Source organism: Methylocystis sp. Se48, assembly GCF_056269425.1.
The window spans coordinates 2,425,719-2,440,346 of sequence record NZ_CM149850.1 but is presented as its reverse complement, the minus strand read 5'-3'; the positions used below and the strand labels follow the sequence as shown (position 1 = coordinate 2,440,346).

The window sequence follows — 14,628 nt, the reverse complement described above, 5'->3', positions numbered from 1 at the left end:
GCCTGCGGCGATGACAAGCCGCCTGCGCTGGACTTTTCCGCGCGCGCCCGCACATTTGCGCCATGAGACAGGCGACGAGGCTTCTGCGAATCGACACATCAGGCCGCGGCTTCTACGAATGCACGGCCGCCGTCGCGGACTTCGCCCGCAGCGCGCGAATGGCGGAGGGGGTGCTGACGGTCTTTTGCCGGCACACCTCGGCCTCGCTCCTCGTTCAGGAAAACGCCGATCCGACCGTGCTGCGCGACCTCGAAAAGACCTTCTCGCGCCTCGCGCCAGAGGGGGCGGACTACGCCCACGACACGGAAGGGCCCGACGACATGCCGGCGCACATCCGCGCCGCGCTGACGCAGACGCAGCTTTCCATTCCGATCCTCGGCGGCGCGCTGGCGCTCGGAACGTGGCAGGGCGTCTTTCTTTTCGAGCATCGCCGCCGTCCGCACCGCCGGGAAATCGCGCTGCATGTGATCGGAGAATGACCCCGCCTGCGTCATTCTGGCACGCAGACTTGGGCGCAGCAGCAACAGTTCCGCAAGCCTAATACGACGATAATTCCCCCACATTTTTCGCAATGGGGAGCGCGGCGTCGGGCCGGATCCCTGCGATGGGGCGGTTGGACCTGGGCTAGCTTATGCGTCGTCAGTCGAAAGCGCGTTGGGTTTTCAGCGTCATGGCCCCTTGGGCCTTCAACGTCATGTCGCCGTGGGCGCTGGGCGTCGGGCTCCTTGTGTCCTTCACGGCGGACGCCGGGCAGGAATCGGCGAGCGACTGGAACGTCGCGCCGCTCACCGCCCGCGCCCGTGCGACGGCGGCGCCCGCGACCTTCCAGCTGGCGTCATTCGGCGAGGTCGCGACGGGAGACCTCGGCCTTTCCGGCCAGACGCGCGCGCTGGCGCAGAGCGCGCGACTCATGGTCGGGGCGCCGGACGATCTTCGTTTCATTCCCGACGAACGCGAGCCGCATGTCGATCTCAAGCCGGACGTGAAGAATTTCCCGGAAGTGGATCGCACGCACAAGGGCGATCCCCTGGTCGCCATGCGCCCGGGCTTCGAGACGCGCGTCGTCGATCCGGCGGCGCTGGGCCTCGCCGAGCCGACGCGGCTGACGTTCAGCATCAAGGGGAAAAATGCGGGGCGCACGAGCGTCGCACTGGCGCCGCGCGGGGCCGTTCCCGGGGACGACGCGCTCTACGAAGCCGAGGCCGCGAAGGCCGAGGCGCTGTCGACGACGCAGACCCAGAAATCCGCCGCCGCCGTTTCGCCGTCGCAGAGCGGTTCGAAAGGGACGTCCGGCGCCGCGGCCGAGCCCTCCCGCGAGCCGATCTATCAGGCGATGGAGGAGCGCGCGCTGCACGGCGCCACGCCGCAAGTGTCGCGCGCCATGGCGCTCAGCTCCTCGACGCCGGCGCAGCCCGACGCCCTGCCGATCGAGGTCTCATCCTTCCCGCGCGCCATGATGGCGCTGGCGAATCCCGCCGCCACGGAGAACGGCGCGCGTCCGGACTACGCGGCGCTCGTCAGCCCCGACAATCTGGATCGCGAAAAGCGCTGCCTGGCGGAGGCTGTCTATTTCGAATCGCGTAGCGAGCCGGAGGCGGGGCAGGCGGCGGTGGCGCAGGTGGTGCTCAACCGCGTGCAGAGCGGCCTTTACCCATCGAGCGTCTGCGGGGTCGTCTATCAGAACCGGCATCGCTACAAAGCCTGCCAGTTCTCCTTCGCCTGCGAAGGCAAGTCGCTGCGCATCACCGAGTCAGACGCCTGGGAGCGGGCGGTGCGCATCGCCAGCGAGGTGATGGACGGGCGGACCTATCTGACCGAAGTTGGCCGATCGACCCATTACCACGCCACCTATGTCAAGCCGCGCTGGGCGCGCGCGCTGACCCGAATGGAGATGATCGGCCGGCATATTTTCTACCGGCTCAAGCCTGGTCAGACATAGGCGGCGAGGGCGGCGTCTCGCTTCTGCGCCGCCGCCGGGCGCCGCCGGTTTCCGCATGCACGGCGATCCAGAACCAGATGGTCGCGGCGAGCCAGGCCGAAGCGACCGGGTGGGCGGACACGATCTCGAAAAAAGCGCGCATGAGACATCCTCGCGTCTTGTCTCGTGGAAACCCGTCTTCCCGCGCGAGCGTTAAAGGCCCTGACAATTGGAACGCTAGATTTGCGTCGATCCGGCCAATAATCGTCAGCCGGCCAGCGTTGCCCGAACGAGGCCGCGCACCGAATTGCCAAGGAGAAATTCCTCCGGCAAATCTTCGAGGCGCAACGGGGTCTCTCGCGCCCGTCCCGACGCAAGAAGACTGGCCCGCAACGTCCCGGGCAAAAGCCCGCAGGCCAGCGGCGGCGTCAGCAGCGTCGCGCCTTCGGGGACGAAGAGATTGCAGCGCGCGCTTTCGCACAATTCGTCGCGTTCGTTGAGAAAAAGAACCTCGTCCGCGCCGCAGCGCTTCGCCGTCTCGGCAAGTTCGTCCTCATAGAGCGCGCGACGCGTCGTCTTGTGGCGCAGGAGAGGATCGCCGGAGGAGAAGCGGCGGCGGGCGCGCGCGACGCGCCAGACCGTTTCGGGCGGGACAGGTTCGATCGCCATGGCGCCCGTCTCGACCGCGCCGTTGCGTGCGAGCGTGAGACGCACGCGCAGGCGCGGCGCCGCGGCTTGTGCGACCGCCGAGGTCAGCGCCGCGACCGCCTTTTCTTCGTCGTGAACGAAACCCAACGCCGCGCTCGACGCCGCGAGACGCGCGAGATGCTCCGGCAGAAGCGCGAAGCCCCCGTCGCGCGTCCAGAGCAGGGTTTCGATCAGTCCGAAGTCTTCGCCCCGGCGAGGAAGCGCGCCTTGATCAGACATTCTTCGTACTCTTGCGCGGCGCGCGAGTCGGCGACGACCGCCGAGCCGACGTTGCAGACGAGTTCGTGACCGGGAAAGAGGGTCAGCGTGCGGATGGCGACGTTGAACCGAACGTCCCCGTCGGGCGCGATGAGGCCGAGAGAGCCGCAATAGACCCCGCGCGCGGCGCATTCGAGGTCGCGGATGATCTCCATCGCGCGGATTTTGGGCGCGCCCGTGACAGAGCCGCAGGGAAAGAGGCCGGTGAAAAGATCGGCGAGCCTGACGTCCGCGCGCAGCCGCGCCTCGATTCCCGAGGTCATTTGATGCAGCGTGGGATAGGTCTCGATGGTGAAGAGGTCCGTGACCTTCACCGAGCCGATTTCCGCGAGCCGCGAAAGATCGTTGCGCAGCAGGTCGACGATCATGAGGTTTTCGGCGCGGGATTTCTCGTCTTCGACGAGATATTGCGCGCGGGCCATATCCTCGGTCGGCATCACGCCGCGCTGCGCGGTGCCTTTCATCGGCCGCGCGCGGATATGGCGGCCATGCGCCTCGAAAAACACCTCCGGCGAAAGGGAGACCACCGTCTCCTCTCCGAGCGCCACGACGCCGCCATAGGCCACGGGTTGGCGCTGGCGCAGGCCGCGATAGAGCGCGAGCGGATCGCCCTCGTAGCGGCCGTAGAGCGGGAAGGTCAGATTGATCTGATAGACGTCGCCGGCGAAAATATAGTCGCGGCACTTCCGGAAGCGCTCGGCGTATTCGGCCTCCGTCCAGGCCGGCGTGAGCGGAATGAAGGGCGCGGCGGCCTCCGCCGGCGGCAGGGTCCAGGGCTTGGGAGCGCGAAAGGCGCCGAAGAGCAGCAGCGGCGTGCGCGAACGCGGCGTCGTCTGGGCGCTGAATTTGGGCTCCAGCGCATAGCCAAGCTCATAGCTGGCGTAACCTGCGAGGTAGAGCCCGCGCTTCGTCGCCGCCTCCATTCGCGCGAAGGCGTCCGAAACCTCCCCGGCTTCGCGCGCGACGATGATCTCGTCCGGCTCGTCGAACAGAAGCGCCCGGCCGCCCTCCCGGCCGTCCTCGAAAACGACGTAGGGCCGCTCCGGCGCGTGCGTCTGCGTCGGGGCGTCGGGACTTGCGGCTGCGTCGGGCATCTCTCGGGGGGCTCGGTTCACGGGAATGTTACATCAGACGCCCTCACCTATGAAAGGCGGGGCGTTTCCGCAATCGGGATTTCCTCCCTTTTAGAGAGAACAGATTTTGATTTGGCGGCTGGCGCGGGCTATTGAGGACCATGTCCAGCGCCCCGCAACCCGCGCAGCCCATGCGCCTTCTTTTCATCGGCGACGTCCTCGGCCGTTCCGGCCGCGCGGCGGTCGCCCGCTACGTCCCGCGACTGCGCGAAAAATGGGCGCTCGATTTCGTCGTCTGCAACGGCGAGAATTCGGCCGGCGGGTTCGGAATCACGGAGTCGATCTGCGAGGAAATGCTGCTCGCGGGCGTCGATTGCGTGACGCTCGGCAATCACGCCTTCGACCAGCGAGAGACGCTCGTCTTCATCGAGCGCCAGCCGAGGCTGTTGCGGCCCATCAACTATCCGCCGGGCGCGCCGGGGCGGGGAGCCAATCTCTTCACCGCCGCGCGCGGCCAGCAGGTGCTGGTGATCAATCCCATGGGCCGCGTCTTCATGGACGCGATCGACGATCCCTTCGCCGCGATGGAGCGCGAGCTCGGGGCCTGCCCGCTGGGCGTCGGCTGCGACGCCATCGTCGTCGACATGCACGCCGAAACCTCGAGCGAGAAGATGGCCATGGGCCATTTTGTCGACGGGCGGGCGTCGCTCGTCGTCGGCACGCACACCCATGTGCCCACCGCCGACGCGCAAATCCTCCCCGGGGGCACGGCCTATCTCACCGACGCCGGCATGACCGGGGATTACGACTCCGTCATCGGCATGGAGAAAGAGGAGCCGCTGCGCCGCTTCATCCGCAAGACGCCGGGCCAGCGCTACGAGCCCGCGAACGGCGAGGCGACGCTGTGCGGCGTGGCGGTCGAGATCGGACGCGACGGGCTCGCGGCCATGATCTCGCCGGTCCGGCTCGGCGGCCGTTTACGGCAGGAATGGCCGCAGGACTGGGGCGCGCCCTAGGCTCGCCGCCGCGTCCCTCCCTTGGTCCGGCGCCCTACACATCGCGGCGCAGGTCGATTACAAAAGCGGCATCGTCACAGACGGCGCCAGCGGAGCCTCCGGTTATGAAGTGGGAAGATTTACAGACATCCGAGAACATCGAGGACCGCCGGGGCGAGGACGGCGGCGGTATGTTCGGCGGCGGCCCCTCCATGGGCGGCGGCGGGATCGGCCTTGGAACGATGATCGTTCTCGGCGTCATCGGATGGGCGCTCGGCATCAATCCCGCGCTGCTGATCGGCGGCGCCGAAATGCTCGGCAAGATGCGGGGCGGGGGACAGGTCGTGCGCGAGGAGCGGCCGCGCGAGCCCTCGACGCCGACCGACCAGATGGGGCTTTTTGTCGCTAAGGTCGTGGGCTCCAACGAGGCGGTCTGGTCCGAAATCCTGCCGCAGCAGAAGGGCGTTCGCTTCGAACCGCCGAAGCTTGTGCTGTTCGACGGCGCGACGACTTCCAAATGCGGGCCGGCGCAGTCGGCCATGGGGCCGTTCTATTGCCCGCTCGACCGGCGGATTTATCTCGACACCTCGTTCTTCCGGGACATGAAGCAGCGTTTCGGCGGCGGCGGCGATTTCGCCTACGCCTACGTCATTTCGCACGAGATGGGGCATCACATCGAGAATCTGCTCGGCATCCTTCCGAAGGTGCAGCGCGCGCAGGCGCGCGCCTCGAGCCGTGCGGAGGCCAACAATCTCTCGGTGCGCGTGGAGCTGATGGCCGATTGCCTCGCGGGCGTCTGGGCCAATAACGGCAACGCCCGCCAGCGCTTCCTGGAGGAAGGCGACATCGAGAAGGCGGTCGCCTCGGCTCAGGCGATCGGCGACGACCGTCTGCAACGCGCGCAACGCGGCTACGTCGTGCCCGACAGCTTCACGCACGGCTCTTCGGCGCAGCGCACCGAATGGCTGTTGCGCGGACTGAAAAGCGGCCGGATCGACGACTGCAACACGTTCGGAAGGTAACGGCTAGAAGGCGCGGCGCGCGACGCTTTTCAGCTCCGCGCCGCGCAGGGTTCTCGCGAGCCGTTTCGGATCGGCGCTCGCCGCCGCGCGCAAGGCGCTGCGGCTGGCGACGACCCCGACCGGCGCGGCAAGGCGGGGCGCCACGCGCGTGACGAACGAATTGGGCGCGGCGCGCAAAACCAGCGGACGGCGGCGGTCTCCATAGGCGAAAGCGTCGTCGACCTCGTCGACGAAGCCGCGCTCCACCGCATAGCCGGCGAGCAGCAGCAGGACATCGTCGCGCCGGGCGATTGACAGCGCTTCCGACAGACCGTCCTCCGGCCGCTGCGCCTCGACCAGCGCGCAGCCCGCTTCGTCCGCGACCTTGTCGAGACCGCGCCCCGGCGCGCCGACGAGCACGGCGTCGGCGACCAGTCCCTGCACGCAGGCGTCGACGAGCGATGCAAGGCCGCGCGCGATGGCGTCGCGGCGCAAGGGCTGGGCGGGCGCATCATAGGCGAGAAGCACAGCTGTCAGCATTTCAGATGCATAGCGGAAACAACGCCGCGGCGGAATGCGGCGCCGAATAAACGTGCTCCGGCGTCAAGGATTAGGCGCCGCCCATTGCGCCGGTCGCCGCCATCGGTCACCATCGCCAAATCATGCCTCTCAGCCCCTTTCCTCTCGAACTTCTCACCACCGAACAGATGGCCCGCGCAGATCGCATGACGATCGACAGCGGCGTGCCGAGCATGGACCTCATGGAGAGCGCCGCGGCGGCGATCGCGCGCGTCACGAGCCGCATTTTACAGCGCACGAGCGGGCGCCGCGTCCTCGTGCTGTGCGGGCCGGGCAACAATGGCGGCGACGGCTATGTCGCGGCGCGGCTTCTCAGGGCGCAGCGCTACAAGGTGCGCGTCGCCGCGCTCACGCCGCCGGATCAATTGCGCGGCGACGCGGCGCGGGCGGCGGCGGGCTGGAACGGCGCGCTGATCCCGGCGCAGGAGTGCGACTTCAAAGGCGTCGATTTGGTGATCGACGCGCTGTTCGGCACGGGCCTCGCGCGCGATCTCGACCCGGCCGCCCAGACGCTCGTGAACCGCCTCAATCAGTGGCGGCGCGAGACCAGACAGAACGTTGTGAGCGTCGATATTCCGAGCGGCGTGGACGGCACCACGGGCGCCATTCGCGGCGCCGCCGTCGAGGCCGACGAGACGGTCACGTTCTTCCGGTTGAAGACCGGCCATCTCCTTTTGCCCGGCCGCTCGCGCTGCGGCAGGCTCACCTGCGCGCATATCGGCATCCGGTCGACGACGCTCGAGTCGATGGAGGTGAAAACCTTCGTCAACATGCCGGAGCTGTGGCTGCCGGCGCTGCCGCGGCCAAAGGTCGAGGGCCACAAATATACGCGCGGCCATGCGCTTGTCGTTTCGGGGGGCGCGTCCTTCACCGGCGCCGCGCGGCTGTCCGCCGCCGCGGCCCTTCGCGCCGGAGCGGGGCTGGTGACGCTCGCCAGTCCGACCGAGGCGCTTCCCGTCAATGCGAGCGCGCTCACCTCCGTTATGGTGCGGCCGGCGGACGGCGCGGAGGGCCTCGCGACAGTGCTCGCGGACGAGCGCAAGAACGCCGTCGCGATCGGCCCCGGGCTCGGCGTGAGCGAGGAAAGCTGCCGGCAGGTGGAGGTGGCGCTGACGCCGCAGGCCTATCGCCGCGCCGCCGTTCTTGACGCCGACGCGCTGACGAGCTTCGAGAGCGACCCGTTCCGGCTCTGGCGCGCGACCCGCGCCGCGCCGGGGCCCGTGGTGATGACCCCGCACGCCGGCGAGTTCGCGCGGCTCTTCGCGGAATGCGACGGCGACCGCGCGCTTCGCTCTAAGCTCGACAAGGCGAGGGATGCGGCGCGGGCGAGCGGCGCCGTGGTGCTCTATAAAGGGCCGGACACGGTGGTTGCGGCGCCGGACGGGCGCGCGTCGATCCTCAGTTTTGCGACGCCGTGGCTTGCGACGGCCGGCTCGGGCGACGTGTTGACCGGGATCGTCGCGGGGCTGCTCGCGCAGCGCATGGACGGCTTTCTTGCGGCCTCCTGCGCCGCCTGGATGCATGCGCGCGCGGCGGAGCTCTTCGGCCCCGGGCTCATCGCCGACGACATCATCGCGACGTTGCCCCAGGTCTGGCGCGAATTGAGCGGTCCGTAGAAATTATTTCTGGATTGTGTCTAACTTTTTTCCCTATATTTCTCTGTCGAATATAAAAGCGGCTGTGGCGCCACGAACTTTGCCCGAAATGGATATTTGTAGGGGTCGGCGGCCCATCTAGAGTGCAGGCGCTGGAGCTTTCGAGAGACAGCGGCGCGGCGGCTCTGTCCAACCAAGCCCTCGCCGTAGCGCCAAACGCCCTCAGGAAATGCGGCCGGCTGGGCGCGGACGACGCCCCATACGCCGGCCGATTGTCACATGAGCGCAGTCTGCGACCGGCACAAGACCCGAAAACCCGACAGGAACAAGCGAGACGAATATATGAACGTCGCTGATCAAAAGTCCTTCGCGGGCCCGGCGCGGCCTCTTCCGCACCCGCCGTCGGCCTCCACGGCCGCGGCGCCCGACACGATTGGTGGGCGGTTGAAGCTGTTCATGACGCTGTGGGACAGCCGCTTCGAAGATCTGAAGCGCGAGACGTGGCTGCAGACGACCTATCGTGATTTCAGCGCCGGCCTCATCGTCGCGCTGACGGCCATTCCGATGGCCATGGGCTTTTCGATGGCCATGGGCCTGCGGCCGGAGCAGGGCATCATCGCCGGCGCGCTGGCCTGCATCGTCGGGCGCACTTTCGGCGGCTCGAAGTATCAGGTCTACGGCCCGACCGCAGCCTTCATCCCGGTTATCGCAGGGCTCGTCAGGAAATATGGCGAGGCGGGCGGCGGCTCTTTCGCCGAGGCGCACGGCTTCCTCGTGCTCGTCTCCATTATTGGCGGCGTGATCCTGATGGGCATGGGCTTGTTCGGCCTCGGCAAATACGCCAAGCTCGTGCCGAACTCGATCGTGGTCGGCTTCACCGCCGGCATCGCCGTGGCCATCGCCGCCTCGAACATCGAGTCCGTGCTGGGCATCCGCGACTTCAAGGAGCTTCTCGGCGAAGAGGCGGATTTCTTCGGCAGCTTCGAAACGACCATGGCGACGCTTGTCGGCAATCTCGACAAGATCAACCCCTGGGCGGTCGCGCTCGGGCTCGCAACCTTCGCGCTGACGAAGATCCTGCTGCGTATTTCGATCTTCATCCCCGCTCCGGCGATCGCCATTGCGGCCTGCACCGCGCTGACGGCGACGGTCCTGTCCAACAAGGACATCGTCGTGGTGCGCGACATCTACGGCGCGATCCCAAACAATTTCTTCGTCTTCACGCCGCCGGTCCTGCCGGCGATGAGCGGGGGCGTCCTGTTCGACATCGTCTATTTCGCGCTCGCGATCGTCTTCGTTTCAGGCGTCGAAAGCCTCCTGTGCTCCTCGATGGCCGATCGCCTCGCCGACAATCGCGGCACGCCGTTCAACCCCGACAAGGAGTTCTGGGGCCAGGGCCTCGTGCAGATCGTCACGCCGATGGTCAACGGCTTCCCCTGCACGGGCGCGCTGGCCCGCACCGCGACGAGCATAAAGGCCGGCGCAGTCACGCCGCTCGCGGGCTATTTCAAGGGCTTCCTGAAGCTGACGCTTGCCTATTTCATCGCGGACTACCTCGAAATGGTCCCGATGGCCTGCATCGGCGGCATTCTGCTCTGGGTCGCCTCCAACATGATCAAGGTCTCCGAGATCAAGGAGGTGCTGCGCCACAACCGTTTCCACGCCGGTCTGATGGCGTTCACCGCCGTCATGGTGCCGGCGACGGACTTCCTCACAGGCGTTCTTTCGGCGCTGGTGCTCTACTTCGTCGCCCGCCCCTTCCTCGACACCCCGGCTGTCGCGCACAAGGCCGCCGCGGCGGCGCCCGCGCCCGGGATAGAGGCCGAAACCTTCCGGCACGGCGTGTTCAACAGGGTCGCCGTTCCGCTGTCGCTGACGCCGGAAGACGCCCATTTGCTGGATTACGCCGAATATCTTTCGCGGCTCGGCGTTGTCCGCGACCTTCACTTCGTCCACGTCGCGACCCCGCGCGACGCGCAGGCGCCCGAAGCGATGCGGGAGGAGGTCGGGAGGCGTTTCGCCGGCGCAGAGCATCGGGGACGCATCTCCTTCGAGGCCCGGGAGGGCGCCAGCCGTCTGGACGAACTGGTGAAGTTCACGCTGGAGGTCGGCGCGGATCTGATCCTGCTCGGCCACCGCAAGAGCCGCTCCGGCAACCGTTCTCTCGCCACGCGCCTCGCGCTGATCACCCATTGCTCGGTGTGGATGGCGCCGGAAGGAAGCGCGGCGGCGATCTCGAAGGTTCTGTCGCCGATCGATTTCTCCGATCGCTCGGCCGACGCCCTCGGACAGGCTGTCGCGATCGCCCGTGCGGCGAAGGTTTCCAGTCTGACGGCGCTGCACGTCTACTTCGATCCGTCGGTGCTGCGGTACGAAGAGCATGACGCCATCGTCCGCGGCGAGGAAGAGGCGCATTTCCGGCAGTTCGTTGCCAAGATCGACACCGACGGCGTCGCCGTCGAGTCGAGATTCGTCGAAAGCAGCCACGCCGCCGACGCGGTCCTGCGCGTGGCGGCGGCGGAAGGCGCCGACCTGATCGTGCTCGGCACCCGGGGTCGGAGCCAGGCGGCGACGATCCTCCTTGGCAGCGTCGCGTCGGAGGTCATCCGCCGCTCGACGATCCCCGTGCTCGCGATCAAGCACTTTGGCGATCGCATGACGATCAAGGACGTGCTGCTCTCCGGTCAGTTCTGGCGCGCGCCGGATATCAAGGCTAACTGACGCGCATTCGGCGGCCGGCGAGCCCGGCCGCCGTGCTGCGGCGCCCGCGACGACGGTTTCGGGCGCGAGCGGGTGCGCGCGGCGATGACGCGGAGGGGCAGAAACTTGTCGCTCCGGCTGCTATGATGCGCGCCATGGACAGACCGGCTTCCACGCGCAACCACGCAATGCGGGCTAAAATGAAAAGCTACGAAAAGCTGCTTCTCGAGAACAAGGCCTGGGCCGAGGAAAAGAAACAGAGGGAGCCCGAGTATTTCGAGAGCCTGGCGCGCGGCCAGCAGCCCGAGTTCCTCTGGATCGGCTGCGCCGACAGCCGCGTGCCCGCCGACATCATCGTCAATGCGGAGCCGGGCCTCATTTTTGCGCATCGCAACATCGCCAATCAGGTGATCGTGACGGACTTCAACTGCCTCAGCGTGGTTCAATACGCGGTGCAGGTTCTGAAGGTTAAGCATGTCATCGTCTGCGGCCATTACAATTGTGGCGGGGTCAAAGCGGCGTTGTCGCACCAGCGCTCGGACTTCACCTTGCTCAACAAGTGGCTGATCCACGTCAAAGACGTCTATCGCCTGCACCGCGAGGAACTCGACGCGATCAATTCCTTCGAGGACAAGGCGAACAGGCTCGTCGAGCTGAACGTCATCGAGCAGGTCAACCATTTGTCCTTTACGTCGATCATTCAGAACGCTTGGAGAGCCGAAGGCAGGCCGATGGTTCACGGCTGGGTCTACGCGCTCGACGACGGATTGCTCAAACAACTCATTTCCCTGGGGCCGGACAGCAAGATCGACCGGATCTACCAGTTGGACGAGCCGTGATTCTCCCCGACTGATCCGCGCGAGCCGAACAGGAGATTCCGATCGTGATCCGTAAGCACCTCGATTATTATCTGCGTTATCTCGACCACGACATTCCCGCGGGGGTCGTCGTCTTTCTTGTCGCGCTGCCGCTCAGCCTCGGCATCGCCGCCGCGTCGGGAGCGCCGCCCATGTCCGGCGTCATCGCCGGCGTCGTCGCGGGCCTCATCGTCTCGATCATCAGCGGATCGCAGCTCAGCGTCTCCGGCCCCGCGGCCAGCCTGACCGTCATCGTCGCAGGCGGCGTCGAGAAATTCGGATTCCAGGGGGTGCTGCTGGCGGTTGCAATTTCAGGGCTCATCCAGATCGCGCTGTCTTACGCGCGGGCCGGCGAGATCGGCGCCTATTTTCCGTCCGCCGTCATCAAGGGGATGCTGGCGGCGATCGGCCTCCTCCTGATCATGAAGCAGTTGCCGCACGCCGTCGGCTATGACGCCGACGCGGACAGCGACTTGTCCTTCCTCGAGGGCGACAGCAACACGACCCTTTCCCTCCTCTGGTCGTCGCTGCAATCGATTTCTCCCGGCGCCACGGTCGTTTCGCTGGCGTCGATGGCCATTTTACTGCTGTGGGAGACGCCGCGGATCAGGGACCGGCGATATCTGTCGCTCGTTCCGGCGCCGCTCGTCGCGGTCGTTTTCGGCGTTTTCTTCAATCTCTTCGCCCAGAACATTCTAACCTGGTTCACGATCGCGCCGCAGCATCTCGTCGCGCTGCCGGAAATCGGCGGCCCGGCGCAATTCCTGGGCGAGTTTCGTTTTCCGGACTTCAGCAAATTGACTGAAGTCGACATCTACCTGATGGCCGCGACGCTCGCGCTGGTCGGCAGTCTCGAAACGCTGTTGAGCCTGGAAGCGGTCGACAAGCTCGACCCTCTCAAGCGAACTGCGCCGACGAATCAGGAACTGAAGGCGCAGGGCGTCGGCAATTTCATCAGCGGCATGATCGGCGGCCTGCCGATCACCGCGGTCATTGTTCGCAGTTCGGCGAATATCGACGCCGGCGCCCACACGAAGGTCGCCTGCCTCGTGCATGGCGTCCTGCTGCTCGTCGCGGTGATGTTCTTTGCGTCCGTTCTGAATATGATCCCGCTCGCCTGCCTCGCGGCGGTGCTCATCGTCACCGGCTACAAGCTCGCCCAGCCCCGGCTCGTGATCGAGCAATATGAAAAAGGCTTCGCCCAGTTTGCGCCTTTCGCCGTCACCATCGCAGCGATTCTGCTCACGGATCTGCTGAAAGGCATGGCGATCGGCATGGCGGTCGGCCTCTCCTTCGTGCTCTACGGGAATTTTCATTCCGCCTTCACGTTGACGCGCGACGGCAAGAATTACCTGCTGCGGCTACAGAAGGACGTTTCCTTCCTCAACAAGGCGCCCTTGCGCAATATTCTGGAGAGCATCGAGGACGACAGTTTTCTCGTGATCGACGGCACGCGCGCGAACTTCATCGATCATGACATCATGGAGACGCTGGAGGACTTCCTGAAGGCCGCGAGCGAAAACAACATCCGGGTCGAGCTCAAGAACATGCGCGGCATGACGCCGGCGAACGGTCTGGTCGCCGCCTGACCGGCCGGCGCCCGGAGGCTCCCGTCCGGGCGCTTCGTCAGGGAAGCGGCGAGAAGCCTTCGAAAACGATCTGATCGGCCCAGCGCCGCGCCTCGGCGGCCTGGGCCGACGAACGTACGGTCCAGGTCGTCACCGGGAGATCCAACGCATCCCGCAGCAGCGCGGGAACGGCGTGCGGATAATCGGCAACCTTCCACGACAGAAAATCCGGCTGCGTGCGCGGATAATGCAGGAAATGCGTCATGTCGCGGCGCTGCGCGTCGGTGAGTCCCGGCCATTCGTCCGCTTCGTAGCGCGCCTGTCCGACGATCCCGAGCGGAACATGCGCCACGCCCAGTCTCTGCGCGTTGGCGCGGAGATGTGCGACGATGTCGGGATCGAAGCTTTCGATGACGGCGGGGCCGGCGTAGGCCGCCAGCGCGCGCGCCGCGCCCTCCGCCGCGCGCATGTCGCCGTCGAAGAAGCTCTTGATCTCGACGATGAGCGGGGCGCGCCCGGCCACGGCGTCTAGGAATTCCGTGAACCGAGGGATCTGTTCTCCTCCGCCCGCGAGCGTCAGCGCCGACAGCGCCGCGGCGTGATGGGCGCGAATGTCGCCGCGCCCCTCGGTCAGCCGTTCGAGCGTATCGTCGTGAAAGACGAAAATCTCGCCGTCGCTGGCGCGTTGCACGTCGCATTCGATCGCGTAGCCGGCCGAGACGGCGGCGCGGGCGGCGGCGATCGAATTCTCGATCACGCCACGCGCGTAGTCATGGAGTCCCCGATGCGCGATCGGCCGCTCGATCAGCCAGCCGAGGTCGCGCGTCATGCGAGAATCTCGAAAACGCCCTCCACCTCGACCGCCGCGTCGAGCGGAAGCTGCGCAACGCCGACCGCGAAGCGCGCATGTTTTCCATTTTCGCCCAGAACGGCGGCGAAAAGATCCGAGGCGCCGTTGACGACCTGTGGCGTCTGGCCGAAATCGGGCGCGCAATTGACATAGCCGCCGATGCGGACGGCGCGCAATCTGGCCAAATCGCCGACGGCGGCGTTCGCTTGCGCCAGCACGTTCAGCGCCGCCTGCCGCGCCGCCGCCTGTCCGTCTTCGAGCGACACGCCGGCGCCGAGCTTGCCCTTATGCGCGGGATCGACGCCGCCGGCGCCCATGGGCAATTGACCAGAGACGAACAGCAGATTGCCGGCGCGCGAGAAGGGAACGTAATTCGCCACGGGCGCCGCCGCCACGGGCAGGGCGAGCCCGAGCGCCGCAAGGCGCGCGAGCGGCGTCGTGTCGGTCGCGTTAGTCATGTCGCTTGCTCCCTGGAGAGAAAACAATTGCCCGGATGCGGGGCTGACCCTAATTTCGTCGCCCACGC

At 66.6% G+C, this 14,628-nt stretch carries 14 protein-coding genes; 8 read left to right on the top strand and 6 right to left on the bottom strand.

Going from position 1 to position 14,628, the window contains the following annotated elements:
- Positions 1–62 precede the first annotated feature (62 nt).
- Together ACV959_RS12030 and ACV959_RS12025 are read left to right on the top strand one after the other, a co-directional pair.
- Complete coding sequence (locus ACV959_RS12030) at positions 63–479, top strand: secondary thiamine-phosphate synthase enzyme YjbQ (RefSeq protein ID WP_475736830.1); 417 nt, start codon at positions 63–65, stop codon at positions 477–479.
- 191 nt (positions 480–670) lie between these two features.
- On the top strand, positions 671–1,939 hold the full coding sequence (locus tag ACV959_RS12025; RefSeq protein WP_475736829.1) for a cell wall hydrolase: 1,269 nt from the start codon (positions 671–673) through the stop codon (positions 1,937–1,939).
- Here the strand turns inward: ACV959_RS12025 and ACV959_RS12020 are convergent.
- The 3 genes from ACV959_RS12020 to ACV959_RS12010 form a co-directional block, all read right to left on the bottom strand.
- Entirely contained in the window at positions 1,920–2,081 is a 162-nt protein-coding gene (locus ACV959_RS12020; protein WP_475736828.1) for a hypothetical protein, read from the bottom strand. The two genes, ACV959_RS12025 and ACV959_RS12020, sit on opposite strands and share 20 nt — an antisense overlap.
- A 104-nt stretch (positions 2,082–2,185) precedes the next feature.
- Positions 2,186–2,845, bottom strand: a complete 660-nt coding sequence (locus ACV959_RS12015) for an aminotransferase class IV (protein ID WP_475736827.1) — start codon at positions 2,843–2,845, stop codon at positions 2,186–2,188.
- On the bottom strand, positions 2,797–3,978 hold the full coding sequence (locus ACV959_RS12010) for an aminodeoxychorismate synthase component I (protein ID WP_475736826.1): 1,182 nt from the start codon (positions 3,976–3,978) through the stop codon (positions 2,797–2,799). Before ACV959_RS12010 ends, ACV959_RS12015 begins: the two co-directional genes overlap by 49 nt.
- 170 nt (positions 3,979–4,148) lie before the next feature.
- Between ACV959_RS12010 and ACV959_RS12005 the strand changes: the two genes are divergently transcribed.
- Together ACV959_RS12005 and ypfJ are read left to right on the top strand one after the other, a co-directional pair.
- Positions 4,149–4,973 carry a TIGR00282 family metallophosphoesterase gene (locus tag ACV959_RS12005; RefSeq protein ID WP_475736825.1) on the top strand — a complete coding sequence of 275 codons (825 nt, stop codon included), beginning with the start codon at positions 4,149–4,151 and terminating at the stop codon, positions 4,971–4,973.
- Positions 4,974–5,077: 104 nt separating this feature from the next.
- Complete coding sequence (gene ypfJ, locus ACV959_RS12000) at positions 5,078–5,974, top strand: KPN_02809 family neutral zinc metallopeptidase (protein ID WP_475736824.1); 897 nt, start codon at positions 5,078–5,080, stop codon at positions 5,972–5,974.
- Between the two features lie 3 nt (positions 5,975–5,977).
- Here the strand turns inward: ypfJ and ACV959_RS11995 are convergent, their stop codons facing one another.
- Complete coding sequence (locus ACV959_RS11995) at positions 5,978–6,493, bottom strand: transposase (RefSeq protein WP_475736823.1); 516 nt, start codon at positions 6,491–6,493, stop codon at positions 5,978–5,980.
- Between the two features lie 122 nt (positions 6,494–6,615).
- On the opposite strand from ACV959_RS11995, the gene ACV959_RS11990 reads away from it, so the two are divergent.
- From ACV959_RS11990 to ACV959_RS11975, 4 genes are all read left to right on the top strand, one after another.
- Positions 6,616–8,148 carry an NAD(P)H-hydrate dehydratase gene (locus tag ACV959_RS11990; RefSeq protein ID WP_475736822.1) on the top strand — a complete coding sequence of 511 codons (1,533 nt, stop codon included), beginning with the start codon at positions 6,616–6,618 and terminating at the stop codon, positions 8,146–8,148.
- 258 nt (positions 8,149–8,406) lie between these two features.
- A complete protein-coding gene (locus ACV959_RS11985; protein ID WP_475736821.1) occupies positions 8,407–10,848 on the top strand; it encodes a SulP family inorganic anion transporter in 2,442 nt (813 codons plus the stop codon).
- Between the two features lie 179 nt (positions 10,849–11,027).
- Positions 11,028–11,666, top strand: a complete 639-nt coding sequence (locus tag ACV959_RS11980) for a carbonic anhydrase (protein ID WP_475736820.1) — start codon at positions 11,028–11,030, stop codon at positions 11,664–11,666.
- A gap of 44 nt (positions 11,667–11,710) precedes the next feature.
- Complete coding sequence (locus ACV959_RS11975) at positions 11,711–13,273, top strand: SulP family inorganic anion transporter (protein ID WP_475736819.1); 1,563 nt, start codon at positions 11,711–11,713, stop codon at positions 13,271–13,273.
- Positions 13,274–13,310: 37 nt separating this feature from the next.
- Here ACV959_RS11975 and ACV959_RS11970 read toward each other — a convergent pair whose 3' ends face one another.
- Positions 13,311–14,081, bottom strand: a complete 771-nt coding sequence (locus ACV959_RS11970) for a glycerophosphodiester phosphodiesterase family protein (RefSeq protein ID WP_475736818.1) — start codon at positions 14,079–14,081, stop codon at positions 13,311–13,313.
- Positions 14,078–14,560 carry a RidA family protein gene (locus tag ACV959_RS11965; protein WP_475736817.1) on the bottom strand — a complete coding sequence of 161 codons (483 nt, stop codon included), beginning with the start codon at positions 14,558–14,560 and terminating at the stop codon, positions 14,078–14,080. Before ACV959_RS11965 ends, ACV959_RS11970 begins: the two co-directional genes overlap by 4 nt.
- Positions 14,561–14,628: the final 68 nt, after the last annotated feature.